Genomic DNA, 23,246 nt, shown 5'->3' with positions numbered 1-23,246 from the left:
AGGAAGCCATGCCCGGACTGCTACGTGGCGTCGCCCGCACCGCGGTCGTCGCCGGAACGGCCACCGCCGTCTCCAACCGAGTCTCCCGCCGCCAGGCCGGCCGCTGGGCGCAACAGGAGTCCTACGCCGAACCCGCCCCCGCCGCCCCGGCCGCACCCCCGCCGGCCGCCGCGCCGACCATGGAGGAGAAGCTGGACCAGCTCAAGGACCTCGCGACGCTCAAGGACCAGGGGGTCCTCACCGAGGAGGAGTTCGCCGCGCAGAAGGCCCGGATCCTCGGCAGCTGACCATGGCGAACCGCTGGAAGCCCCTGGCCGTCCTCGGGACCGCCCAGTTCCTGATGGTGCTGGACGCCTCGGTGATGAACGTCTCGATCAGCCAGCTGGTCGAGGACTTCGACACCGAGGTGACCGCCATCCAGGCCGTCATCACCCTGTACACCCTGGTGATGGCGGCCTTCATGCTGACCGGCGGCAAGATCGGCGACATGTTCGGACGCCGCCGGGTCTTCGTGATCGGCCTGGTCGTGTACGCGGTCGGCTCGGGGCTGACCGCGGTCGCGCCCACGGTCGGGGTGCTCGCCCTCGGCTGGTCGGTCGTCGAGGGCCTGGGGGCGGCCCTGGTGCTGCCCGCGCTGGCCGCCCTGGTGGCCGGCTCCTACTCCGGCCGCGACCGCGCCGTCGCCTACGGCGTGATCGGCGGCCTGGCCGGCGCCGGCATCGCGGTGGGCCCGCTGCTCGGCGGCTGGGTGACCACCTATCTGACCTGGCGGCTGGTGTTCGCCGGCGAAGTGGTGCTGGTCGTGACCATCCTGCTGCTGATGCGCTGGATACCGCCGCAGCCCCGGCCGACCGACCCGCCCCGGCTGGACCTGCTCGGCGTCGTGCTGTCCGCGGCGGGCCTGGCCCTGATGGTGCTGGCCGTGCTGCAGAGCGGGACCTGGGGCTGGGTCCAGCCGCGCAACCCGCCGTTCACCGTGCTCGGCTTCGCGCCGACCCTCTTCGTCGTCGCCCTCGGCGCCGCCCTGACCTACGCGTTCTGCGTGCACGAGCGACGGCGCGAGGGCCGGGGCCGCACGCCCCTGGTCTCGCTCGACCTGTTCGGCAACCGGACGCTGCGCTCGGGGCTGATCAGCCTGTTCAACCAGAACACCGTCCTGCTGGGCCTGTTCTTCGTCATCCCGCTCTACCTCCAGGTCGTGCAGGGCCTGAACGCCTTCGAGACCGGTCTGCGGCTGCTGCCGGTGTCCGTGACGATGCTCGGCGCCTCGATGTCGGGCACCCTGCTGCTGCGCTTCGCCTCGCCGCGCACCATCGCCAGGGCGGGGCTGCTGGTCCTGCTCGCCGCGACGCTGTGGCTGATCACGGCGATCGGACCGGACCTGCACGGTGCCTCCTTCGCCGGGGCGATGGCCCTGCTCGGCGTCGGGATGGGCATGCTCGCCTCGCAGCTGGGCAACACGGTGCAGTCCAGCGTTCAGCCGGAGGAGCGCAGCGAGGCCGGCGGGCTGCAGTACACCGCGCAGAACCTAGGTTCCTCGCTCGGGACGGCGCTGATCGGGGCGATCCTGATCGGTGCCCTCGCGACCTCGGTGACCAGCCAGATCGAGAGCGATCCCCGGGTCTCCGGGGCCGTCGCGCAGCAGACCGCCGTCCAGGTGGAGGCCGGACTGTCCTTCGTACCGGCCGACCAGGTGGCGTCCGCGCTGGCGTCGCGTCCGGACGTGCCGCCGCAGGAGGCGGCCGCCGTGGTGGAGAACTACCAGGACGCACAGATCGACGGTCTCAAGGCCGCCGTGCTCGCCTGCTCCTGCATCACGGCCGGCGCGGTGCTGTTCACCGGCCACCTGCCGGCCACCCGGCCGGACCGGCCGAAGGCCACCCGGTCGTCCCGCCGAACGGGTGACTGAACCGCGTCCCCACCCCGTCCGCCGCAGCGCGTCCTCCACCCCGTCCGCCCCGCCCGCGCCGGGCGGGCGCCGGTCAGTGGCCGACGGCGACCTTGGCCGCGACGATGACCAGTCCCAGCACCAGGTTGACGGCGCCCTCGACGACGACCTGGCGGGGCCGGGCGCCGGCCCGGTGGGCGCCCAGGGTGGCCCAGGCCACCTGCTGGCAGATCGCGACCGTCAGCGCGAGCCAGGCGTTCTCCCCGGCGCCCAGCCACGGGCTGACCAGGACCGCCAGCGCGGGCAGCGCCGCGGCCTCGACGATCGGCCACTCGTGCCGGCCGACCCGGCGCACCTGGCGGAAGGTCACGTCCTTGCCCGCCTCGCGCTGCCCGGCGACGTGCGCGTAGACGTGGGCGGCCCAGAAGACCAGCCCGGTGATCACCAGCAGCAGGATGAGCGACAGCCTCGGGTGGGCCTCCTGGGTGCTGGACGCGGCGATCACGGAGGCCGCGAGCATCGAGCCGTAGACCGCGCCCGCGTAGTCCGTCCGCCGTTGCGGGAAGTCGGAGCCCGGGTCGGCCGCGCCCGGTTCGGGCGGGCCGGGGACACGGCGGCGGGGTGCCGGTCCGGGGACGCTCACGGCGGCCTCCTGGGAGCTGCGCTCGGCCGGCTCGCCGAGTCCTTGCCGCGATCCTCGCCGCTCGGGCCCCGCCCGGCCACCTCCGGCGGGCGCGGCCGGACGGCGGGCGGAGCCCGACGGCGGCCGGGACCGGGCCGGGCCGGACAGCACCCGGCGCGGACGGCACCCCGCTCGGATGGCACCCGGCCTCGGGGCCGTACTACGGTCGAAGGGACGTTCCCCCGGGCGGTCCGGCGGCGCCCGCCGCCGGGAACCGCGTCCCGCGTCACGCCCGGACAAGCCCTCGGGCGGAACCACCAGGCGGTGGACCCATGCCGTACACCCGCGCAGCGCCCGCACCCCCCTCCCCGACCGGGCACGCCTCCCCACCGGTGCTCGCCCCCGCGCCCTCCTCCCCGGCCCCGGCGGCGGGCACGAACGCCTCGGAGCCGCTCCCGGCCTCGGAGCCGCTCCCGGCCGCGGAGCCGCCCGCCCCGGAGCGGCTGCCCAACGGCGACCCGATGCTGGCCACCCGGGTCCGGCCGCCCCGCCCGCCCGCCGCCGCCTTCCTGCCCCGCGACCGCCTGCTCGGCCGTCTCGACGCGGCCGCGCTCCGCCCGGTGACCCTGGTCAACGGCCCGGCCGGGGCCGGCAAGACCCTGCTGGTGGCCGACTGGCTGGCCCGCGGCCGCCTCCCCGGCCCGGCCGCCTGGCTCACCCTGGAGCCGAGCGACAACCAGCCCGGCACCTTCTGGGCCTACGTCCGCGAGGCCCTGCAGACCGGGGTCGCCGGGCTGCCCGCGGAGGTCGGCGCCCCCGCCCGGGCCGAGCACGTCGAGCCGTCCCTGCTGCTGCGGCTGGCCGCCTGGATCAACGCCCTCCCCCGGCCGCCGGTCCTGGTCCTGGACGAGTGCGAGCACCTCGACAACCTCCGGCTCGCCGAACAGCTGCACGACCTGGTCCGGCACACCGCCGGCCGGCTGCGGCTCGTCCTGGTCGGCCGCAGCGAGCCGCTGCTGCCCCTGCACCGCTACCGGGCGGCGGACGAGCTGGCCGAGATCCGGGCGGGCGAGCTGGCGCTGGACCGCGCCGAGACCGCCGCCGTGCTGGAACGGCACGGGCTGCGGGTCGGCCCGGCCGCCGTCGAGGCCGTGCACCACGCGCTGTCCGGCTGGACGGCCGGGGTCCGGCTGCTCGCCCTCGCCGCGCAGGACGCCGAGGACCCCGAGGACTACCTCGGACGGATCGACGCCGGTCCCACCGCGCTGTCGGACTTCCTGCTCGCCGAGGTGCTGCGGACCCAGCCCGCGCCGACCCAGGACCTGCTGCTGCGCTGCAGCATCCTGGGCCGGGTCCACCCCGACCTCGCCGACGCGCTCACCGGCCGCCGCGACGGCCGGCGGATCCTGGACCGGCTGCACCAGGACAACGCCTTCACCGACGCCCTGCCCGACGGCTGGTACCGGCTGCACCCGATGTTCGCCGGGATCCTGCGCCTGCACCTGCGCGCCGCCGCCCCGGAGCGGGTCGACGAGCTGCGGGTGCGGGCCGCGCACTGGCTCGCCGGCCACGGCCAGTACCGGGCCGCGCTGGACCACGCGGCCGAGGCCGGGGCCTGGGCGCTGGCCGCGCGGCTGCTGGTGGACGAGTGCGCCCTCGGCGAGCTGCTGGCCGGACGCGACGCGACCCGGCTGTGCGCACTGTTCGCCCGGATGCCGGCGACCGAGCACAGCCCGGCCGCCGAACTGGTCCGCGCGGCCGTCCACCTCACCCGCGACGAGGCCGCGAGCGCGCTGACGATCCTGGAGCACGTCGAACCGCTGCTGCCCGCCGAACGGACCCCGCTGCAGCTGGCCGCCGTCCTCGTGCGCACCGGCGCCGCCCGGCTGCTCGGCTCGGCCCCGCTCGCCGACCGCGCCGCCCGCCGGATCGAGGAGCTGGAGCACCGGGTGCCCGCCGAGCTGCTGGAGCGGCACCCCGAACTGCTCGCCCTGATGGCCGCCGACCTCGGCTCGACGCTGCTCTGGCACGGGCGCCTGGAGGAGGCCGGCCGGGCGCTGGAACGCGCGGCGCGGGCCCCGCTCACGCCGGCCACCGCCCGGCTGCGCCACGACGCGCTGTGCCGGCTGGCGCTCGTCGAGCACCTGCGCGGCCGGCCGGGGCGGGCCGAGCGCCGGGTGCGCGAGGCGGACCAGGAGGCCGACCGGTCCAGCCTGCCGCCGGACAGCCGCACCGAGGTCCGGGACCTCGTACTGGCCGCCACCGCCCTGGAGCGCGACGAGCCGGCCGAGGCCCGGGCGGCGCTGCACCGGGCGGCCGGCGGCCGCGGGCCGGGCCACGACCCGGTGGTCACGCTGGGGACCGGCGTGGTCCGGGCCGGGCTGCACCTGGCCGAGGGCCGTCCGGACAGCGCGCTGCGGCTGCTGGACGAGACCCGGCGGCACGGGCTCGCGGACCGGGCCTCCGACTGGAGCCGCGAGCGCCTCGCCGTCACGGCCTGCGCCGCGCACCTGGCCGCCGGACGGCCGGGGGCGGCGCTGGCGGCCCTGGACGACGTGCCGGTCCGGGCGCCCGACTCGCTGGTGGTGGCGGCCCGGGCCCGGCTCGCGGCCGGCCGGGACGAACAGGGCACCCTGACCGCGCTGCGGGCCCTGCGCGAGGACCCGGCCGTGGGCAGCGCGACCCGTACCCGGGCGCTGCTGCTGCTCGCGCAGGCCGAGGCCGAGCGCGACGGTCCGGGCAGCGCCCGGCTGCTGGCCGAGGCCCTCGCCGCCGCCGAGCCGGAGCGGCTGTGCCGGCCGTTCCGCGAGTCGGCGCCCTGGGTGCGCCGACGGCTGCGCGGACTGCCCCACGTCGCCGCGGCCCACGGCTGGCTGCCGGCCGACCTGCGGCCGCCCGCCCGCGACCCGGTGCCGGAGCGGAGTGCGGACACCGCGCCGGTGCCGGTGCCGGGGGCGCCGGTCGAGCCGCTGACCGGACGGGAGCGGGAGATCCTGCTCTGCGCCGCGCGACTGCTGTCCACCCAGGAGATCGCCGACGAGCTGTACGTGTCGCCGAACACCGTCAAGACGCACCTCAAGAGCGTCAACCGCAAACTGCGGACGGCCAACCGCCGGGACGCGGTGCGCACCGCCACCAGGCTGCGCCTGCTGGACGCGCCCTGAGCCTGGACGCGCGCTGAGCCTGGACGCGCCCTGAGCCTGGACGCGCGCTGAGCCTGGGCGCGCACTCAGCCGGGCCGGGGCCCGAACGGCTACTCCGGCAGTCGGCGCAGCTCCGTGACCGTCAGCCCGAGCGCCTGGAACCGGTTCAGCAGCCCGTACAGGTGGGCGTCGTCGACCACCTCGCCGACCAGCACCGTCTGGTCCGGGACGACCGTGCTCGCCAGCTCCGGGAAGCCCTCCCGGCGGGTCGTCTCCTGCAGTACGCCGGACACCCGGATCTCGTAGCGCATGGGGCCGGCTCCCTTCGCCTCGGCGGTGGCGTCCAGTCTCGCCGCCGCGCGGAGCCCGCCGCATCACCCCCGTGAGGTGAGCGCGCGGCGGGCGGACGGCGGCGGACCGGATCGGCGGCCCGGGGAGCGGCCGGCGGTCACCCACCACGGGTGATCCGCCGACCCGGCGCCGCTCCGTACGGTGGCCGCGCCGCCAGTCCCTCCGTCCGCCAGGGGAGCCCCTCCATGAGTCCCTACCCCCCGATCGCCGAGCACGGCGTGATCGGCGACCTCCAGACCGCCGCCCTCGTCTCCACGGCCGGCGACATCGACTGGTGGTGCGTCCCGCGGTTCGACTCCCCCAGCCTGTTCGCCGCCCTGCTGGACGACGCCGGGGGCGGTCGCTGCCGGCTCGCGGTCGACCGGGACGCGGTGCCCGAGGTCACGGTGAAGCAGCTCTACCTCGCCGGGACGGCGATCGTGGTCACCCGCTTCCTCTCGCCGGACGGGGTGGCGGAGGTGGTCGACTTCATGCCGCCCGACACCTCGCCGACCCCGAGCGACCGGCACCGGATCGTCCGCGCCGCCCGGGTGGTCCGCGGCCGGGTGCCGTTCGTCCTGGAGTGCCGGCCCCGGTTCGACTACGGCCGCGCCGACCACACCCTGGCCGTGCTCGACGAGCGCGGTGTGCGGCTGCGGGGGCCCGGCCAGGACCTCTGCGTGCAGGCCGCCGGGCCGTTGGAGCTGCGCCCGGACGGGGACGATGTGACGGCCCGGTTCGTCCTGGACGCGGGGCAGACGGCGACCGTGTGCCTGACCGCCCTGCCCTCCGGCGCCGAGCCGCCCGCCGCCACGGACGACCGGGCGAACTGGGCGGCCTTCGAGGCCTGCCGCTCGTTCTGGTACGAGTGGCTCAGGTCGTCCACCTACCGGGGCCGCTGGCGGCAGATGGTGGACCGCTCGGCGATCACGCTCAAGCTGCTCAGCTACCACCCGACCGGCGCGCCGATCGCCGCCGCGACCATGGGCCTGCCGGAGCAGATCGGCGGCGAGCGGAACTGGGACTACCGCTACACCTGGATCCGGGACGCCTCGCTGTCCGTGCACACCCTGATCGGCCTCGGCTTCCGGGAGGAGGCCCAGTCCTTCCGCCGCTGGGTCCGGGAGCGGATCGAGAGCGCCGGCGCCGAGCACGACGGCCTGCGGATCATGTACCGGGTGGACGGCGAACGCCTGTTGGGCGAGGAGACGCTGCCGCACTGGGAGGGCTACCGGGGTTCCGCGCCGGTACGGGTCGGCAACGGCGCCGCCGACCAGCTCCAGCTGGACATCTACGGCGAGGCGGCGTTCGCGTTCGCGGCCGGCGACGGTGACGGCACCGGCGACATGGGCGCGCTGCGCGGCTGGGACGCGTTCCGGCGGATGGTCGACTGGCTGACCGAGCAGTGGGACCGCCCGGACGAGGGGATCTGGGAGACCCGGGGCGGCCGCCAGGACTTCACCTACAGCCGGCTGATGTGCTGGGTGGCCTTCGACCGCGCGATCCGGCTCGCCCGCGCCCACGCCCGCCCCGCGGACCTGGACCGCTGGACCTCGGAACGCGACGACATCCTGCGCCAGATCGTGCAGCGCGGCTGGAACCCCGAACGCCGGGCGTTCACCCAGCACTACCGCACCGAGGTGCTCGACGCCTCGCTGCTGCTGATGCCCAAGGTCGGCTTCCTCTCCCCCACCGACCCGGACTGGCTGTCCACCCTGGACGCGATGGACCGCGAACTGGTCTGCGACAGCCTGGTCTACCGCTACGACCCGGCCGCCTCCCCCGACGGACTGCGCGGCTCCGAGGGCACCTTCAACCTCTGCACCTTCCTCTACGTCGAGGCCATGGCCAGGGCCGGCCGGATCGAACGGGCCCGCTACGCCTTCGACAAGATGCTCACCTACGCCAACCACGTCGGCCTGTTCGCCGAGGAGATCGGGCCCTCCGGCGAGCAACTGGGCAACTTCCCGCAGGCGTTCACCCATCTCGCGCTGATCGACGCGGCCCTCGCCCTGGACGAGGAGCTCGACCGGCGGGGCATCGCCTGACCGACCGGCGGGCGCGCCCAAGCGCTGAGCCCGACCACTGAGCCCCGCCGTTGAGCCCCAGCGTTGGGCCCCGCCGGTGCCCTCGGCGGGGTCCCCGCCGGTGCGCTCGGCCGGGTCCCGCCGGTATTGGCACGGGCGGGTTGTGCCACGGCTATTGACGAAAAATCCAACAGTGGCGATTCTCGACCCACCGAGTACGCAGGACATGACAGCCCGCCCGGGCGGCGCTCCGTGCCGCGGGCGGGCGTCGTCCGCGTCGTCCGCCCGCCACCCGGAACTGGGGTGCACATGACGCGACTCCCCCACCCACGTCGTCCCCACGCACAGCGCTTCCCCGTCCGCCGCAGGATCGCCACCCTGATCGCCACACTGCTCGCCCTGGTCGCCGCGGCCCTCGCCGCGCCGGCGCACGGCGCGGCCGGGCCCAACTGGTGGGACCCGGTCGCCCGGCCCACCCCCGACGCCGCGATCGGCGTCACCGGCGCGCCGTTCACCGGCACCGACGCCCAGGGCAAGGTCCGCGGCTTCGTCGACGCCCACGACCACATCATGGCCGCCGAGGGCTTCGGCGGCCGCCTCATCTGCGGCAAGGCCTTCTCCGAGGCCGGGGTCGAGGACGCCCTCAAGGACTGTCCGGAGCACTACCCGGACGGCTCCCTCGCCATCTTCGACCTCATCACCAAGGGCGGTGACGGCAAGCACGACCCGGTCGGCTGGCCGACCTTCGCCGACTGGCCGGCCCACGACTCGCTGACCCACCAGCAGAACTACTACGCCTGGATCGAGCGCGCCTGGCGCGGCGGCGAGCGGGTGCTGGTCAACGACCTGGTGACCAACGGCGTGATCTGCTCGGTCTACTTCTTCAAGGACCGCAGCTGCGACGAGATGACCGCGATCCGGCTGGAGGCCCAGAAGTCATGGGACCTCCAGGCGTACGTCGACAAGATGTACGGCGGGCCCGGCAAGGGCTGGTTCCGGATCGTCACCGACAGCGCGCAGGCCCGCGAGGTGGTCCGCCAGGGCAAGCTGGCCGTGGTGCTCGGGGTGGAGACCTCCGAGCCCTTCGGCTGCAAGCAGGTCCTGGACGTCGCCCAGTGCAGCCGCGCCGACATCGACCGCGGCCTCGACGAGCTGTACGGGCTCGGCGTGCGCAGCATGTTCCTGTGCCACAAGTTCGACAACGCGCTGTGCGGCGTCCGCTTCGACGAGGGCGCGCTCGGCACGGCGATCAACGCCGGGCAGTTCCTGTCGACCGGCACCTTCTGGCAGACCGAGAAGTGCGCCGGCCCGCAGCACGACAACCCGATCGGGCTGGCACCGACCCCCGCCTCGATCCAGCAGCAGTTGCCCGCCGGGGTCACCGTGCCCTCGTACGCCGGGGACGCGCAGTGCAACACCAGGGGGCTGACCGAGCTCGGCGAGTACGCGCTGCGCGGCATGATGCGGCGCGGCATGATGCTGGAGCTCGACCACATGAGCGTCAAGGCGGCCGGCCGGTCGCTGGACATCCTGGAATCGCAGTCCTACCCGGGCGTCGTCTCCTCCCACAGCTGGATGGACCTCGGCTGGATGGAGCGCGTCTACAAGCTCGGCGGCTTCGTCGCCCAGTACATGAACGGCGCGGAGGCGTTCAGCTCGGAGGCCAAGCGCACCGACGCGCTGCGCGACAAGTACGGCGTCGGCTACGGCTACGGCACCGACATGAACGGCGTCGGCGGCTGGCCCGGCCCGCGCGGGGCCGACACCCCCAACCCCGTGCGCTACCCGTTCCGCACCGCCGACGGCGGCTCCCTGGTCGACCGCGCCACCGCGGGCAGCCGAACCTGGGACCTCAACACCGACGGGGCCGCGCACTACGGCCTGGTGCCGGACTGGATCGAGGACATCCGGCAGGTCGGCGGGCAGGACGTGGTCGACGACCTGTTCCGGGGCGCGGAGTCCTACCTCACCACCCTGGGCGCCGCGGAGCACCACCAGGCGGCCGCCAACCTCACCGCGGGGGCCTCCGCCACCGCCAGCTCCACCGAGTGGAACCCGTTCGTCAGCTACGCCGCGGACCGGGCGATCGACGGCAGCACGTCCAGCCGGTGGGCCAGCGACTGGAGCGACGACCAGTGGCTGCAGCTCGACCTGTCCACCACCACCCTGGTCTCCCGGGTCACCCTGGACTGGGAGCGCGCCTACGCCAGGGCGTACCGGATCGAGGTGTCCACCGACGGCAGCAACTGGCGGACCGTCTGGTCCACCACCTCCGGTGACGGCGGACTGGACACCGCCCGGTTCGCCGGCGTCCCGGCGCGGTACGTCCGGGTGCACGGCGAGCAGCGGGCCACCTCGTGGGGGTACTCGCTGTACGACGTGGGCGTGTACCGGGCCTGACCTGCACCGGGCCCGTCGGGGGGGGTGGTCGGCGCGACCGCCCCCGGCGGGCCCTTGGGAGATTCTCGAAAAATCTTCGGCAGCGGTGTCGAGAACCCGTGGCCTGCTCCGTCCCAGGGGTGAGCGCGGCCAGAATGGGCCGCACCACCCCCGAGGAGAGGGACACCATGGCGAAGTACCTGCTGCTGAAGCACTACCGCGGCGCGCCGGAGGCGGTCAACAACGTGCCGATGGACCGCTGGACGCCGGAGGAGGTCTCGGCCCACATCCAGTACATGAACGACTTCGCCGCCGCGCTGGAGAAGACCGGCGAGTTCGTCGACGGCCAGGCGCTCGCCCCCGAGGGCACCTGGGTCCGGTACGACGGCGAGGGCCGCCCGCCGGTCACCGACGGCCCGTTCGCCGAGGCCAAGGACCTCATCGCCGGCTGGATGGTGATCGACGTCGACAGCTACGAGCGCGCCGTCGAGCTGGCCGGCGAGCTGTCCGCCGCCCCCGGCGCGGGCGGCCGGCCGATCCACGAGTGGCTGGAGCTGCGCCCGTTCTACGGCGTCGCGCCCACCGTCACCGAGTGACCGTACCCATGGACGAGGCACTGCTCCGCGGTCTCACCCCGGGAGTGCTCGGCGTCCTCGTCCGCCGCGGAGCCGACTTCGCGGCGGCCGAGGACGCCGTCCAGGACGCGCTGGTCGAGGCGCTGCGGGTCTGGCCCGAGGACCCGCCCCGCGACCCCAAGGGCTGGCTGGTCACGGTCGCCTGGCGGAAGTTCCTGGACGCCTCCCGGGCGGACACGGCCCGGCGGCGGCGCGAGGACCGGGTCGAGGAGGAGCCGGCGCCGGGCCCGGTGGCCGAGGTCGACGACACGCTCCGGCTGTACTTCCTGTGCGCCCATCCGTCGCTGTCGCCCGCCTCGGCGGTCGCGCTCACCCTGCGCGCCGTCGGCGGGCTCACCACCCGGCAGATCGCCCGCGCCTACCTGGTGCCCGAGGCGACCATGGCGCAGCGGATCAGCCGGGCCAAGCGCACCGTGTCCGGGGTGCGGCTGGACCGCCCCGGCGATGTCGCGACCGTGCTGCGGGTGCTCTACCTGGTGTTCAACGAGGGCTACTCGGGGGACGTCGACCTCGCCGCCGAGGCGATCCGGCTCACCCGGCAGCTGGCGGCCCGGGTGGACCACCCGGAGGTGGCGGGACTGCTGGCGCTGATGCTGCTGCACCACGCCCGGCGGGCGGCCCGGACGACGCCGGACGGCGCGCTGGTGCCGCTCGCCGAGCAGGACCGGTCCCGGTGGGACACCTCGGCGATCGCCGAGGGCGTGGCGGTGCTCCAGGGCGCCCTGGCCCGGGACCGGCTGGGCGAGTTCCAGGCGCAGGCGGCGGTCGCGGCGCTGCACGCGGACGCGCCGACGGCCGGGGAGACGGACTGGGTGCAGATCGTCGAGTGGTACGACGAGTTGCTGCGGCTGACCGACAGTCCGGTGGTGGGGCTGAACCGCGCGGTCGCCGTCGGCGAGGCGGACGGGCCGCACGCGGGGCTGGCGGCGCTCGCGGACGTCGACGCGGCGGTGCCGCGCCGCACGGCGGCGGCGGCCTACCTGCACGAGCGCGCCGGCGACCGGGCGACGGCGGCGCGGCTGTACGCGGAGGCGGCCCGGGCCGCGTCGAACCTCGCCGAGCGGGACCATCTGACCCGGCAGGCCGCCCGGCTCAACACGGCGGTGGGCAAGGACGGCCGTCCTTGAAATACTTGCATCCGCCTGCTAGCGGCTCTAGCCGGTATTTCCTCCGATGGCTTATCCTGGAACGGCCACCACCGGAAGGAGACCCGGACCCATGACCGCCACGGACCCCGCGCTCACCGCCCTGGCCAGCGGCTGGGGCGCACTCTCCCTCCTGCACAGCCGGATCGAGGGGCACATCGAGCGCGCCCTGCAGAGCGGGCACGACCTCAGCGTTCGGGAGTACTCGCTGCTCGACGTGCTCAGCCGCCAGCACGACGGCGAGGGCGGCCACCTGCAGATGAAGCAGGTCGCCGACGCGGTCGTACTGAGCCAGAGCGCCACCACCCGGCTGGTCACCCGACTGGAGGACCGGGGCCTGCTGTCGCGCTACCTGTGCCCCACCGACCGGCGCGGCATCTACACCAATGTGAGCGAGGCCGGGCTGAAGCTGCTGACGGAGGCGCGACCGACCAACGACGCCGCCCTGCGCGAGGCGCTCACCGAGGCGGCCCGCAACCCCGAGCTGGCCTCCCTGGTCGCGGCCGTCGAAGCCGTGGACGCGCCGGCGGCCGCGCGGTAGCCCGCACCTTCTTCAGAGGCCACTCTTCAGAAGCCGCTTTTCAGAGTCCGCTCTCCCATCAGCACCCCGAGGACCGGTTCCAGCACTGCGCTGGGACCGGTCCTGTGCGTTCCGGGGCCGGTTTCACGGCTTGCACCAGCTGACATCCAGATCACGGCGACATCCCGCGTTTGCAGTTAGCACGCGTCTGCAATTATTGTGAAGACACGCAAGGAGCTCACTCAAGCAATCACAGGAGGGTCGAGCCCAATGCCTCTCGCACTGCTCGCTCTGGCCGTCGGCGCCTTCGGCATCGGCACCACCGAATTCGTGATCATGGGCCTGCTGCCCGAGATCGCCGCCGACTACGGCGTCTCCATCCCCACCGCGGGCCTGCTGGTCACCGGCTACGCCCTCGGCGTCGTCCTCGGCGCGCCACTGCTCACCGTGCTCGGCACCAAGGTCAGCCGCAAGCGGATGCTGATGCTGCTGATGGGCCTGTTCGTGGTCGGCAACGTGCTCTCCGCCGCCGCCCCCTCCTTCGGGACGATGCTGGCCGGCCGGGTGGTCGCCTCGCTCGCCCACGGCGCGTTCTTCGGCATCGGCTCCGTCGTCGCCGCCGAACTGGTGGCCCCGGACAAGAAGGCCGGCGCCATCGCCACCATGTTCACCGGACTCACCGTCGCCAACATCGTCGGCGTCCCGCTCGGCACGTACATCGGGCAGGCCGTCGGCTGGCGGACCACCTTCGTGATCGTCGCCGCGCTCGGACTGCTCGGCATGGCCGGGATCGCCAGGCTCGTCCCGGAGCAGCCCCGCCCCGAGGGCGCCCACCTGCGCCGCGAGCTGACCGCCTTCCGCAACCCGCAGGTGCTGCTGGCGATGGCGATGACCGTGCTCGGCTTCGGCGGCGTGTTCGCCGCGATCACCTACATCGCCCCGATGATGACCCACGTGGCCGGCTACTCGGACGGCGCGGTCACCTGGCTGCTGGTGCTGTTCGGCATCGGGATGTTCCTCGGCAACCTGCTCGGTGGCCGGTTCGCGGACCGGCGGCTGATGCCGCTGCTCTACACCACCCTCGGCGGCCTCGCCCTCGTGCTCGCGCTGTTCACCCTCACCGCCCACGACAAGGTCCTCGCCGCGATCACCGTCGTGCTCGTCGGGGCGCTCGGCTTCGCCACCGTCCCGCCGCTGCAGAAGCGGGTGCTGGACCAGGCGCACGGTGCTCCCACCCTCGCCTCGGCCGTGAACATCGGCGCCTTCAACCTCGGCAACGCGCTCGCCGCCTGGCTCGGCGGCATGGTCATCACCGCCGGTCTCGGCTACACCGCGCCGAACTGGGTGGGCGCGCTCCTCGCGGCCGCGGCCCTGGTCCTCGCCCTCTGGTCCGCCGCCCTGGAGCGCCGCACCGCCGGAGCCCCGACGGCCGTGACCGCGCCCTCCCCCACCGCCGTTCCCGTCCACCACTGACCGCCCCCCTTCCTCCAAGGAGCAGCACCACCATGAGCACCGCCACGAACACCATCTCGAGCGCCACCGCCGTCGCCCCGCTGACCACCGCCGACGCAGAGACCCTGGTCGCCGCCGCCCGCGCCGCCGCCGAGGCGGCCGGGGTCGCGGTGAGCGTCACCGTCCTCGACGCCGGAGGCCACCTGCTGGCCTTCCGCCGCGACGACCGGGCCGTCCTCGTCTCCGGGGAGACCAGCACCCGCAAGGCCTACACCGCCCTCCAGCTGAACGCCCCGACCGCCGACCTGGTCGACCTGGTGAAGCCCGACGGGCCGTTCCACTCGTTGCCGACCGCGCTCGACCGGCCGCTGCTGTTCATCGCCGGCGGCGTCCCCGTCCACCGCGACGGCCGGCTGATCGGCGCCCTCGGCATCGGCGGCGGCGCCCCCGAGCAGGACCACGGCTTCGCCACCGCCGCCCTCCGGGACCTCGCCGGCTGACGCACGTCCCCGGGGCCGGGATCGGGATCGGGATCGGGATCGGGGCCGGGATCGGGATCGGGGCCGGGCACCGAGTCCTCTGTAGCCCTCACGTCACCGGCGCCTCGCGCGCAGCGCACTTTGCAAAGCAGAACACTTTGCAAAGTCGTCGGCGACTTTGCAAAGTGTTCCGTGAGCCGAGACCCACCGCGGCCCCGGCCCGCCTCCTCGGCGGGCCGGGGCCGTCGGATGCCGGGACCGCGGCCTCGCGCGTCCCCGGCGGGACGGCGGACAGCAGGACTCCCCGCTGTCCGCCGCACGGGCGCGCCGACCGTCAGGCCTGGTGCCTGAACCAGAGGTTCACCGCCTGCTCGCCGTGCGCGAACTGCCCCGGCGAGCAGTAGTAGTACACCTGCGAGTCCCGGTTCCCGGACCGGAGCAGGATGTCGTTCTGCTCGTGCATGGTGATGTCGCACTCGTTCCAGTTGATGCCGCTCCAGCCCGTGGTGAAGGTGTGCACCAGCGAGTTGGTGTAGCCCGCCGCCGAGGCCGTCCCGGCACCCGCCACGAGCGCCCCGGTCGTCGCGGCCGCCGCGAGGAGAAGAGCTGCTGACGTCCGTACCGTGCGCTTCATGAAAGCGGTCTCCCTTGTTCGGTCGAGCGGCCGACGACGCGCACCGCGCACCTTCCTCGGCCACCGGGCGGCCGCCCCCGGAGCGGGGGCCTCGTCCTGCCCGATGCCACGACTCTCGCCGACCCGTGGCCCGGCGGACATCAGTCATCTGACTGCGGCTCGCGAACGCGGCGGTGGCCTACGACGGGCCCCGTCGCCCCGAGGTGCGCTCCGCGCCTCCGGACTCCGTGCTCGGCAGCCTCGCGTTGCACGGCCCGCCCCCAGTACTCCCACACAGGCAAGCAAGTGCCACCGCAGGTCGACGGACTCTGTCGGACGGCCTCAGCGCGTCCTCGGCGCGTCCTCAGCGCGTCCTCGGTCCGTCAGTAGTCCGGCAGGTCGAAGACCGTGGCCGCGCGGAAGACCGCGTCCATCTCCGGGCCGATCTCCTCGTAGCCGCCCTCGGCGCCGTCCGCCTTCAGCCGGTCGCCGGTGAGTTCCAGGATCGCCTGGTTGGCGGCCACGTGCCCGCGCAGCCGCCGCTCGTAGGCGGGGTAGGCGGCCCGGTGGTCGCCGTCCGTCCGGTGCAGCTCGCCCGCCAGGACGTACGCCGCCGTCAGGGCGACGCTGGTGCCCTGCCCGGTCAGCGGCGAGCAGCAGTACCCGGCGTCGCCGAGCAGCGCGACCCGGCCGTTCGACCAGCGGTCCATCTTGATCTGGGCGACGACGTCGTAGTGGAACACGTCCGTCCCGTCCAGGGCTGCCAGGAAGCGCGGCACCTCCCAGCGCAGGTCCGCGGCGACCTCGGCGACCAGGCGGCGCTGCTCGGCGGGGTCGCGCGGGAGCATCCGCCCGAGCGGCTCGTCCGAGCCGAAGCCGACGAAGACGCGCAGCTCGGCGTTGTCGCGGACGGTCATCACCATGCACATCCGCTCCGAGGAGTCGCCCGGCCGGTGGATGACCTGCCAGCGGTCCAGACCGAGGTGGTTGGGCACGCTCCAGCCCGCCACATAGGTGTCGATCGGGTGCAGGTAGTCCTCCTCGGGGCCGAAGACGAGGCGGCGGGTGTTGGAGTGCAGGCCGTCGGCGCCCACGACGAGGTCGAAGGAGCGCTCCTCGCCGCCGCGGAACCGGACCTGGACCCCCTCCTCGTACTGCACCAGGGTCTCGATCGAGTCGTCGAAGCGGTATTCGACGCCGCTGCCCGCCACCCCGGCGATCAGCTCGGCGAGTTCGTCGCGGAGGATCTCCACGTCCGGGCCGTCGACCGGGCCGCCGCTGGCCGTGCGCTCGGTGGTTCGGCTCAGCTCCCGGCCGTCCCCGTCGACCACGGACATCCCCCGCAGGCCGGTCCGCCGCGCCCCGACCTCCGCCAGCAGGCCCATCCGGTCGACGACTTCGAGCGCGTTGCCGCGGATGTCCACCGGCTGGCCTCCCCCGCGCAGGGACGGTGCGCGCTCGACCACGGTGACGCGGAAGCCGTAGCGGTCCAGCCAGTGGGCGAGGGCGGTGCCGGCGATCCCGGCACCGGAGATCAGGACCGTGGTCGGGCGAGAGTGCTGCGGTCGCGTGCTGTTCGGCATGGCGGGCCTCCCCTGGTTCGTGTGCTGCCACGCACCAGGTTCCGCCCGGCCGCCGTCGGCGCGCCGTCAGGACACCGACAGGACACCGGTGCCGCTGTCGGCCCGCCGACAGCACGCCGACAGCGGTCGGCGGAGGCGTCGGTCAGCCGAGGTGGCGGGCGAGGAAGCGCAGGGTGCTGTCGAGTTCGAAGGCCGGGAGGTCGCCGTGTCCGCCGGGGTTGGCGTGCAGCGTCTTCTCGGCGGAGCCGAACGCCTCGAAGAGGGCGAGGCCCGCCTCGCGCGGCACCCGCTCGTCGTCCCACTGCAGCAGGAACTCGACCGGGACGGTGATCCGCGCGGCCTCCGCCGCCGAGGCCAGAGCCCCGCCCAGGCCCAGGACCGCCGCGCGGACCCGGGGTTCGGCGGCGACGAACGGCACGCCGAGCCCGCAGCCCAGCGAGACCCCCCAGTAGCCCACCGGTCCGGCGCCGACGTGGTCGAGCCGCTGGACGGCGTCGAGGACGGCCTGCCACTCCGGCACCGTCCGCCGTGCCACCAGGGCGTGGAACTCGGCGAGCAGCGGGCCCGGGTCCGCGCCGGCCGCGATCCGCTCCTGGTTGGCGATCGCGAGCCGGTTGTAGTCCTCCTCGACCGGGCGGTCGCCGTGTCCGGGGACGTCCGGTGCGACCACCGCGAAGCCGCACTCGGTCACGAGCCGGCGGGCCCTGGCCAGGATGCCGGGCTCCTTCTTGTGCTCGCCGCCGCCGTGGCCCAGCAGGACCAGCGGGCGGGTGGCGGCGGGACCGTCCGGCGTCCACAGCGCGGCGGGGGTGTCGTCGACGACGAGGAGCTGCTCGCGGATGCCGTCGGAGGAGGTGTCAGAAATGAGGCGCATAACGTTCGGGCCTTTCGGGATGCCTGGTACGGGCAGCCCTCAGGCCATGCGAGGGAGGGGTGCCCGACGGGTTGCAGCGTTGATCGGTCCCACCTCCTCGGGTCGCAGCGGCGCACGGCGGGAGCGAAGGTATCACGGCGATCTTGAACGGCGCACAGTTAGAGGGTCTCACGATTGCGCTTGACGCTCACCGTCCGACGGAGTTATAACTTATAACGAACGCGAAAGCATCTGCCGAACGAAGAAGGAGAACACGATCATGGGTGACGAGCGTCTGCTTGAGGTCGTACTGCCGGGTGTCGTGGCCCCGGAGGGTCTTGAGCTCCGGTACGGGGTCGTGCCGGAGGCCGGGCCGGGCCGGATCGTGATCGCCGTCGAGGCCACCGGTGTCTCCTTCGCCGAGCAGCAGATGCGCCGCGGCCGGTACTACGACCAGCCGCCCTTCCCCTTCGTGCCCGGCTACGACCTGGTCGGCCGGGTGCTGGCCACCGGCGAGAACGTCGACCCGGGGCTGCTCGGGCAGCGGGTCGCCGCACTGGTCAAGGTCGGCGGCTGGGCCAGCCATGTGGTGGTCGACGCCGCCGACGCCGTACCGGTGCCGGACGGCCTCACCCCGGCCGAGGCGGAGACCGTGGTGGTCAACGGCATCACCGCCTGGCAGATGCTGCACCGCCGGGCACGGGTGCGCGCCGGACAGACCGTCCTGGTGCACGGCGCGAGCGGCGGCGTGGGCTCCGTCCTGGTCCAGCTCGCCGGCGCGGCGGGTGTCCGGGTGATCGGCACCGCCTCCGCCCGCCACCACGACGCCCTGCGCGAGCTCGGGGTCGAGCCGGTCGACTACCGCGCCGGCGACGTCGCGGCCCGGGTCCGGGAGCTGGCGCCGGACGGGGTGGACGCGGTGTTCGACCACGTCGGCGGACGCAGCGTGATCGACTCCTGGAGCCTGCTCGCCCCCGGCGGCACGCTGATCGCCTACGGCAGCGCCTCGACCCGGGACGACACCGGCTCCAAGCAGTGGCCCGTGCTCAAGATCCTGGCCCGCACCTGGCTCTGGAACACCCTGCCGAACGGCCGCCGGGCCCACTTCTACAACATCTGGGCCGGCCGGGGGCTGGGCAAGGACCGCTTCCGCGCCCGCCTGCGGACCGACCTCGGCGAGGTCTTCGGCGCCGTGGGCCGCGGCGAGGTGACGGCCCGGGTCGCCGCCGAACTCCCGCTGGCCCGGGCGGCGGAGGCGCTGCGCCTCGCGGAGTCCGGCACGGTCGGCGGCAAGATCGTCCTGACGCCCTGAGCGGCCGGTGCTGCGTCCGGCCGCGCGATGCCGCCGAGACCACCGGAGCTGCCGATTGTCAGTGGCGGGGCCTATGGTGAGGGTGAACGACTTCGGGGCGGCCGGTGCTGCCGCCCGGGTCGATGCCGAACGAATCTGGAGGGGATGCCGGATGTCCGTCGACGGTTTCGCGCTGCTGGCCGGGGCGCACGAGTACCTGCTGACCGTGGTGCGCGGGGTGCCGGAGGGTGCCTGGGGAGCACCGACGCCGTGCAGCGAGTGGACGGTGCGTCAGGTGCTGAACCACGCGCGGCTCGACCAGCAGGCGCTGGTCATGCAGATCACCGAGGAGGCCCCGGCGGGCGACCCGTTCGACCCGGCGGACGCTCCGGCGGACGGCGGCGACGACGCGGTGGCCGAGCTGGCGCGGGTGCTGGAGGGGGCGGCGAAGGCCTGGGAGTCGGTGCGGGACGCCGAGAGCGTGCCGACGCCGATGGGCCCGATGCCGGCGGGGGCCGGGGCTGCGGTCGCGGCGCTCGACGCCGCCGTGCACGCCTGGGACATCGCCCGCGCGACCGGTCAGGACCTCCCGCTCACCGACTCCCTCGCGGCGGGGCTGGAGAGCCCGGCCGCCCGGATCGTCGACTTCGTCCGGGACACCTTCGGCAAGTTCGGCCCCGTGGTCGAGGTCCCCTCCGACGCGGGCCCGGCCGCGAAGCTGCTCGGCTTCACCGGCCGCGACCCGCAGTGGGCGCCGCCGGCCGCGTAGTACCGCTGCGACGGGGAGGGGCCGGCGCCGACAGGTGGAGGCCCTCAGCAGGTGGCGGCGTCGGCCGGGAGCGCCAGGCCGGCGGCCACCTGGCGCTCGCCGATCACCTTCACGATCTGATGGTACGGCCCGGTGGGCGCCGGGCTCGGGGTCACCAGATTCAGCTGCTGCGGGAGGTCGGCGTCCTTGATCGGCGCGCCCAACTGGACCACGGAGAGCACCCCCGAGCAGTGCGAGGTCGCCGGGGGCGCGCTGCCCGGGGCGAGGCCGTTGGCGGGACCGACCGTCACCTCGGTGGTGTCCAGCGGGCTGTAGGAGTACGACGGGCGCGTGACGGTGCCCGAACCGGTGTGGGACAGCCGCACGGTGAACCGGGTGATCCGCACGGTCACCGGTCCGCAGGGCCGCTGGTCGCCCGTGGTGTCCAGGTGGAGGCCGTCCAGGCCCATGAAGATCCCCGGATCGATGATCCGCGCGGCGCCGGGGAGCCGGGAGAGGTAGCCGGCCACCGTGGTGTCGCCGACCATGGTGGTGTCGAAGCAGGTCGGACTCGGCGCCGGTGCGGCGGGCGGCGAGGAGGTCGCCGTCGCGCCCGTCGGGGAAGCCGTCGACGCGGACGGCGAGGTGCTCACCGGGCCCGAGGGCGAGGGCGATCCCGCCGCCCCGGTGGAGCCGCCGGACGTACAACCCGCGACCCCCAGCGCGGCGGCCACCGCCCCGGCGAGGACCGCCGCTCCCGACCGGCTCCTACGCGTCGCACCCATCGTCCCGGGCCCCTTTCCAACCGCACCTCCCGGAACGGGATCGGTCCGGAACGAGGTCGATGCTTTCAGAACTCGGCGGCGGGAAGGGCCGGTTCGCGGGAATCCGGGCCCGACGGACCCGGTTCCCCATCGCCGTCAGGCGAGGTTCTTCTCCAGCGCGGCCAGGTAGTTGCGCATGAAGTGGTCCCGCATACCGTCACTGGCCGGCGCGAAGGCGTCGGCGGTCAGGCCCTTCGCCCGGTCCGCCAGGCCGCCGACCGGGCCGACCGAGTCGTGCAGCTTCCCGCCGGAGTCGATGTACCGCAGCGCGTCGACGTGGGTGTAGGCGGGCTCGGGCGGCAGCTGGGGGACGATGTCGTTGTTGTTGACGAAGCGGTACATCCGGTTCTGGAAGCCCTTGTTGTACGCCGCGGCCAGCAGGCGGTCACAGGTCCGGGGCTGGCCGAAGGTGACCACCCCGTCGGCCGCCAGTCGCGGGTCCTCCAGCAGGAGCCGGGCGCCGGCCAGCATCGCCAGCGCCCCGCCCAGGCTGTGGCCGGTGAGCCAGACGCTCTGGTCCTCGGCGCGGAGCTCGGTGACGGCCTTCCGCACGTCCGGGAAGACCGACTCCAGGGCCTCGCCGAAGCCGTAGTGCATGTAGCCGGTCCTGGCCGGCCCCGGCCAGGGCGGGGTGGAGGCGTCCGAGAGCCAGTCGCGGATCTGCTGCGGCTCGGTGCCTCGGAAGGCGGTCACGACCATGTGCTCGCCGGCCATGGTGAAGGCCTGGGTGTCCTGGAGCGGGAAGGGTGGGGCGAAGGTGGTCTCGTGGTGCCGCACCTCGGTGAAGCCCCAGTCGCGGGCCTGTCGCTCGATGGCGCCCTTGTCCTTGTAGGCCAGGTCGGCGGCCCGGGCCAGCCAGTACGCGTGGGGCAGGCTGTAGCTCTTCACCCGATGGTCGAACGTGGTGGGGACGGCCACGCCGGAACTCCTCTCGTGGGACCGGCGGCCGGCGGGCCACCGGCGGGGTGCGGTCCTGCACTTCCTAGCGCCCGATCGCCCACGCACGACCGGCGCCGCACCGCAGGGTCACCCGAACGACCCGGTGGGCCCGCCGCACCGCCCGGCGCTACTGGCCCGGTACTGCTCGACCCGGCAGGTCCGGACCGGCCTGCGTCCCGGTGTGGCGGGCCAGCGCCTCGCGCAGCCGGGTCAGCCGGGTCAGCCGGGCGATCTCCGCGTCCAGCGCGGCGAGCCGCCGCTCGACCACCGGGGCGAAGGTGTCCGGTCCGAAGTCCCCGTCGGAGGCGCAGCTGCGCGGCGGGTCCTCGGCGAGCAGGTCCAACCGGTGCGAGCGGCTGACCAGGTCGTCCACGGTGAGGCCGAGCGCCAGCAGGGCGCGGATGACCCGCACCCTGACCACGGTCTGCGACCCGTACTCGCGTTGGCCGGAGGCGCTGCGGTCGGGTGGCGGGAGCAGGCCGCGCTGTTCGTAGAAGCGCAGCGCCCGGGGTGTGGTGCCGGCGGCGGCCGCCGCGTCGCCGATCCTCATCCGAGTCGCCATCCGTCCTCCTGTGCCCGTCAGCCGATTGTTCGGTCAGTCCGTCAGTTCCACGATCAGTGCGCCGAAGAGGTCGCCCTCGATCAGCCTGGACAACGCTCCCGGCGCCTGTTCGATGCCCGTCAGGACGGTGCGGGGGACGGCCAGTTCACCGGACCGCAGCCAGCCGGCGAGCCGCTCGCGCCATTCCGGGTCCAGGTCCTGGTAGCGCTGGCCGGCGATGCCGTGGACGGTGGCGTCGCGGACGAGCAGCCGGAAGCTGTCCACCACGGCGGGCGCGCTGGCACCGCGGCGGGCCGGGTCGAACTGTCCGGCGAGCGCGCCGATCAGCGCGAACCGCGCGCCCTGGCGGGCGGCGTCGACGGCCGCCGTCAGCTGCTCGCCGCCGACCATGTCCAGCAGGACGTCGATGCCTTCGGGGGCCGCCTCGGCGAGCTGGTCCGCGATGGGGCGCCCGCCGCGCAGCAGCACGGCGTCGTAGCCGAGTTCCTCCGTCAGCCGCTTCGCCTTCTCGGCCGAGCCGGTGGTGCCGATCACTTGCGCGGCCCCGAGCAACCGGGCCACCTGTCCGGCGACGGTGCCGACCGCTCCCGCCGCACCGGTGACGAGGACGACGTCCCCCTCCCGGACTGCGGTCGCCCGGGTCAGCGCGCCGTAGGCGGCCAGGGCGGGCGACAGCAGGGCGAGCGGGTCGGGGAAGCCGTCGGCCACCCGGGTGAAGGCGGCGGCCTCGGCCACGGCGTGCTCGCGCCAGCCCAGCAGATGGGTCACCAGGTCCCCGGGGCGCAGCGGCCCTTGGGCGGGCGCGGCCAGGACCTCGCCGATCGCGGGTCCGAAGATCCGGTCGCCGGGCCGGACCGTCGGCAGGACGGCGGACTCGAGTTCGCCGCCGATCAGGCTGCGCAGCCCGGGGAAGACCACGAAGGCCCGGTTGCGGACGAGTACCTGGTCCGGCCCCGGCGCGGCCAGGGGGGCATCGAACACGGCGAAGTCGGCGGGGACGGGAAGCCCGTCCGTGGCTGAGACGAGGCGGACCTCACGGGTGCTGGTGGGGAGTGTGGACATGGGTGAACTCCTATGTTCGGTGCCGGTGTTGGCGGTGCCGGACGACCGCCTGCGGGCCGTCCGACAGCGGGACGCTAACCCCTGCCCCGCGCGTCAGGGGCAAGCGCACGCCCGACCCGTCCACAGTCCACGGCCGGCCCGCCCGCCCACG

General features: G+C 74.5%; 21 protein-coding genes. 12 read left to right on the top strand and 9 right to left on the bottom strand.

Annotation, left to right across the window (positions count from 1 at the left end):
* Window positions 1-8 precede the first annotated feature (8 nt).
* Window positions 9-287 (top strand): SHOCT domain-containing protein, encoded by a 279-nt coding sequence (locus IF01_RS0121965; RefSeq protein ID WP_030395197.1) that lies wholly within the window; start codon window positions 9-11, stop codon window positions 285-287.
* Window positions 288-289: 2 nt separating this feature from the next.
* The gene (locus tag IF01_RS0121960) at window positions 290-1,909 is read left to right on the top strand and encodes an MFS transporter (RefSeq protein WP_030395196.1); all 1,620 of its coding nucleotides are present in this window, start codon (window positions 290-292) and stop codon (window positions 1,907-1,909) included.
* A gap of 73 nt (window positions 1,910-1,982) precedes the next feature.
* Here the strand turns inward: IF01_RS0121960 and IF01_RS0121955 are convergent, their stop codons facing one another.
* Window positions 1,983-2,531, bottom strand: a complete 549-nt coding sequence (locus tag IF01_RS0121955; protein WP_233290014.1) for a hypothetical protein — start codon at window positions 2,529-2,531, stop codon at window positions 1,983-1,985.
* A gap of 311 nt (window positions 2,532-2,842) precedes the next feature.
* On the opposite strand from IF01_RS0121955, the gene IF01_RS0121950 reads away from it, so the two are divergent.
* On the top strand, window positions 2,843-5,674 hold the full coding sequence (locus tag IF01_RS0121950; protein WP_051755866.1) for a winged helix-turn-helix domain-containing protein: 2,832 nt from the start codon (window positions 2,843-2,845) through the stop codon (window positions 5,672-5,674).
* 89 nt (window positions 5,675-5,763) lie between these two features.
* Here IF01_RS0121950 and IF01_RS0121945 read toward each other — a convergent pair whose 3' ends face one another.
* Window positions 5,764-5,964, bottom strand: a complete 201-nt coding sequence (locus IF01_RS0121945) for a DUF8691 family protein (protein WP_030395193.1) — start codon at window positions 5,962-5,964, stop codon at window positions 5,764-5,766.
* A gap of 225 nt (window positions 5,965-6,189) precedes the next feature.
* On the opposite strand from IF01_RS0121945, the gene IF01_RS0121940 reads away from it, so the two are divergent.
* The 7 genes from IF01_RS0121940 to IF01_RS0121910 all read left to right on the top strand — a co-directional run bounded on the left by IF01_RS0121940 (window position 6,190) and on the right by IF01_RS0121910 (window position 14,641).
* On the top strand, window positions 6,190-8,031 hold the full coding sequence (locus IF01_RS0121940) for a glycoside hydrolase family 15 protein (RefSeq protein WP_030395192.1): 1,842 nt from the start codon (window positions 6,190-6,192) through the stop codon (window positions 8,029-8,031).
* A 288-nt stretch (window positions 8,032-8,319) separates the two neighbouring features.
* A complete protein-coding gene (locus tag IF01_RS0121935; RefSeq protein ID WP_078880180.1) occupies window positions 8,320-10,410 on the top strand; it encodes a galactose-binding domain-containing protein in 2,091 nt (696 codons plus the stop codon).
* Window positions 10,411-10,577: 167 nt separating this feature from the next.
* On the top strand, window positions 10,578-10,985 hold the full coding sequence (locus IF01_RS0121930; RefSeq protein WP_030395190.1) for a YciI family protein: 408 nt from the start codon (window positions 10,578-10,580) through the stop codon (window positions 10,983-10,985).
* Between the two features lie 8 nt (window positions 10,986-10,993).
* Window positions 10,994-12,151, top strand: coding sequence for an RNA polymerase sigma factor (locus tag IF01_RS0121925; protein ID WP_030395189.1), 1,158 nt, complete (start codon window positions 10,994-10,996; stop codon window positions 12,149-12,151).
* A 91-nt stretch (window positions 12,152-12,242) separates the two neighbouring features.
* Window positions 12,243-12,710: a MarR family winged helix-turn-helix transcriptional regulator gene (locus IF01_RS0121920; RefSeq protein WP_030395188.1), complete on the top strand. Its 468-nt coding sequence runs from the start codon at window positions 12,243-12,245 to the stop codon at window positions 12,708-12,710.
* 249 nt (window positions 12,711-12,959) lie between these two features.
* Window positions 12,960-14,162, top strand: a complete 1,203-nt coding sequence (locus IF01_RS0121915) for an MFS transporter (protein ID WP_030395187.1) — start codon at window positions 12,960-12,962, stop codon at window positions 14,160-14,162.
* Window positions 14,163-14,194: 32 nt separating this feature from the next.
* A complete protein-coding gene (locus tag IF01_RS0121910; protein WP_030395186.1) occupies window positions 14,195-14,641 on the top strand; it encodes a GlcG/HbpS family heme-binding protein in 447 nt (148 codons plus the stop codon).
* Window positions 14,642-14,954: 313 nt separating this feature from the next.
* Here the strand turns inward: IF01_RS0121910 and IF01_RS0121905 are convergent, their stop codons facing one another.
* The 3 genes from IF01_RS0121905 to IF01_RS0121895 all read right to left on the bottom strand — a co-directional run bounded on the left by IF01_RS0121905 (window position 14,955) and on the right by IF01_RS0121895 (window position 17,690).
* The gene (locus IF01_RS0121905; protein WP_149030272.1) at window positions 14,955-15,254 is read right to left on the bottom strand and encodes a hypothetical protein; all 300 of its coding nucleotides are present in this window, start codon (window positions 15,252-15,254) and stop codon (window positions 14,955-14,957) included.
* 362 nt (window positions 15,255-15,616) lie between these two features.
* Window positions 15,617-16,816 carry an FAD-dependent monooxygenase gene (locus tag IF01_RS0121900; protein ID WP_051755864.1) on the bottom strand — a complete coding sequence of 400 codons (1,200 nt, stop codon included), beginning with the start codon at window positions 16,814-16,816 and terminating at the stop codon, window positions 15,617-15,619.
* Between the two features lie 142 nt (window positions 16,817-16,958).
* A complete protein-coding gene (locus IF01_RS0121895) occupies window positions 16,959-17,690 on the bottom strand; it encodes a dienelactone hydrolase family protein (RefSeq protein ID WP_030395183.1) in 732 nt (243 codons plus the stop codon).
* A 259-nt stretch (window positions 17,691-17,949) separates the two neighbouring features.
* Between IF01_RS0121895 and IF01_RS0121890 the strand changes: the two genes are divergently transcribed.
* Both IF01_RS0121890 and IF01_RS0121885 read left to right on the top strand, forming a co-directional pair.
* Complete coding sequence (locus tag IF01_RS0121890; protein ID WP_030395182.1) at window positions 17,950-18,981, top strand: medium chain dehydrogenase/reductase family protein; 1,032 nt, start codon at window positions 17,950-17,952, stop codon at window positions 18,979-18,981.
* Between the two features lie 151 nt (window positions 18,982-19,132).
* Window positions 19,133-19,729 carry a TIGR03086 family metal-binding protein gene (locus tag IF01_RS0121885; protein ID WP_030395181.1) on the top strand — a complete coding sequence of 199 codons (597 nt, stop codon included), beginning with the start codon at window positions 19,133-19,135 and terminating at the stop codon, window positions 19,727-19,729.
* 44 nt (window positions 19,730-19,773) lie between these two features.
* Here the strand turns inward: IF01_RS0121885 and IF01_RS0121880 are convergent, their stop codons facing one another.
* The 4 genes from IF01_RS0121880 to IF01_RS0121865 form a co-directional block, all read right to left on the bottom strand.
* Window positions 19,774-20,493, bottom strand: a complete 720-nt coding sequence (locus tag IF01_RS0121880; RefSeq protein ID WP_157855307.1) for a hypothetical protein — start codon at window positions 20,491-20,493, stop codon at window positions 19,774-19,776.
* A gap of 135 nt (window positions 20,494-20,628) precedes the next feature.
* A complete protein-coding gene (locus IF01_RS0121875; RefSeq protein ID WP_051755862.1) occupies window positions 20,629-21,450 on the bottom strand; it encodes a lipase family protein in 822 nt (273 codons plus the stop codon).
* Window positions 21,451-21,598: 148 nt separating this feature from the next.
* Window positions 21,599-22,021 carry a MerR family transcriptional regulator gene (locus IF01_RS0121870; protein WP_030395178.1) on the bottom strand — a complete coding sequence of 141 codons (423 nt, stop codon included), beginning with the start codon at window positions 22,019-22,021 and terminating at the stop codon, window positions 21,599-21,601.
* 45 nt (window positions 22,022-22,066) lie between these two features.
* The gene (locus IF01_RS0121865; RefSeq protein ID WP_030395177.1) at window positions 22,067-23,095 is read right to left on the bottom strand and encodes an MDR family NADP-dependent oxidoreductase; all 1,029 of its coding nucleotides are present in this window, start codon (window positions 23,093-23,095) and stop codon (window positions 22,067-22,069) included.
* Between the last annotated feature and the right edge of the window lie 151 nt (window positions 23,096-23,246).

Origin of the sequence: Kitasatospora purpeofusca, assembly GCF_000718025.1 — a bacterium.
Taxonomy (GTDB): Bacteria; Actinomycetota; Actinomycetes; order Streptomycetales; family Streptomycetaceae; genus Kitasatospora; species Kitasatospora purpeofusca.
Note: the sequence above shows the minus strand (reverse complement) of the source record. Positions and strands in the feature narration are given on the sequence as shown.

What these genes read in the sequence shown, in the direction of transcription:
- IF01_RS0121960 (WP_030395196.1), top strand. Translation starts at nt 290, where the DNA reads ATGGCGAACCGCTGGAAGCCCCTGGCCGTCCTCGGGACCGCCCAGTTC.
- IF01_RS0121920 (WP_030395188.1), top strand. Translation starts at nt 12,243, where the DNA reads ATGACCGCCACGGACCCCGCGCTCACCGCCCTGGCCAGCGGCTGGGGC.
- IF01_RS0121945 (WP_030395193.1), bottom strand. Translation starts at nt 5,964, where the DNA reads ATGCGCTACGAGATCCGGGTGTCCGGCGTACTGCAGGAGACGACCCGC.
- IF01_RS0121950 (WP_051755866.1), top strand. Translation starts at nt 2,843, where the DNA reads ATGCCGTACACCCGCGCAGCGCCCGCACCCCCCTCCCCGACCGGGCAC.
- IF01_RS0121910 (WP_030395186.1), top strand. Translation starts at nt 14,195, where the DNA reads ATGAGCACCGCCACGAACACCATCTCGAGCGCCACCGCCGTCGCCCCG.
- IF01_RS0121915 (WP_030395187.1), top strand. Translation starts at nt 12,960, where the DNA reads ATGCCTCTCGCACTGCTCGCTCTGGCCGTCGGCGCCTTCGGCATCGGC.
- IF01_RS0121935 (WP_078880180.1), top strand. Translation starts at nt 8,320, where the DNA reads ATGACGCGACTCCCCCACCCACGTCGTCCCCACGCACAGCGCTTCCCC.
- IF01_RS0121885 (WP_030395181.1), top strand. Translation starts at nt 19,133, where the DNA reads ATGTCCGTCGACGGTTTCGCGCTGCTGGCCGGGGCGCACGAGTACCTG.
- IF01_RS0121965 (WP_030395197.1), top strand. Translation starts at nt 9, where the DNA reads ATGCCCGGACTGCTACGTGGCGTCGCCCGCACCGCGGTCGTCGCCGGA.
- IF01_RS0121930 (WP_030395190.1), top strand. Translation starts at nt 10,578, where the DNA reads ATGGCGAAGTACCTGCTGCTGAAGCACTACCGCGGCGCGCCGGAGGCG.
- IF01_RS0121900 (WP_051755864.1), bottom strand. Translation starts at nt 16,816, where the DNA reads ATGCCGAACAGCACGCGACCGCAGCACTCTCGCCCGACCACGGTCCTG.
- IF01_RS0121870 (WP_030395178.1), bottom strand. Translation starts at nt 22,021, where the DNA reads ATGAGGATCGGCGACGCGGCGGCCGCCGCCGGCACCACACCCCGGGCG.
- IF01_RS0121895 (WP_030395183.1), bottom strand. Translation starts at nt 17,690, where the DNA reads ATGCGCCTCATTTCTGACACCTCCTCCGACGGCATCCGCGAGCAGCTC.
- IF01_RS0121925 (WP_030395189.1), top strand. Translation starts at nt 10,994, where the DNA reads ATGGACGAGGCACTGCTCCGCGGTCTCACCCCGGGAGTGCTCGGCGTC.
- IF01_RS0121940 (WP_030395192.1), top strand. Translation starts at nt 6,190, where the DNA reads ATGAGTCCCTACCCCCCGATCGCCGAGCACGGCGTGATCGGCGACCTC.
- IF01_RS0121905 (WP_149030272.1), bottom strand. Translation starts at nt 15,254, where the DNA reads ATGAAGCGCACGGTACGGACGTCAGCAGCTCTTCTCCTCGCGGCGGCC.
- IF01_RS0121865 (WP_030395177.1), bottom strand. Translation starts at nt 23,095, where the DNA reads ATGTCCACACTCCCCACCAGCACCCGTGAGGTCCGCCTCGTCTCAGCC.
- IF01_RS0121890 (WP_030395182.1), top strand. Translation starts at nt 17,950, where the DNA reads ATGGGTGACGAGCGTCTGCTTGAGGTCGTACTGCCGGGTGTCGTGGCC.
- IF01_RS0121880 (WP_157855307.1), bottom strand. Translation starts at nt 20,493, where the DNA reads ATGGGTGCGACGCGTAGGAGCCGGTCGGGAGCGGCGGTCCTCGCCGGG.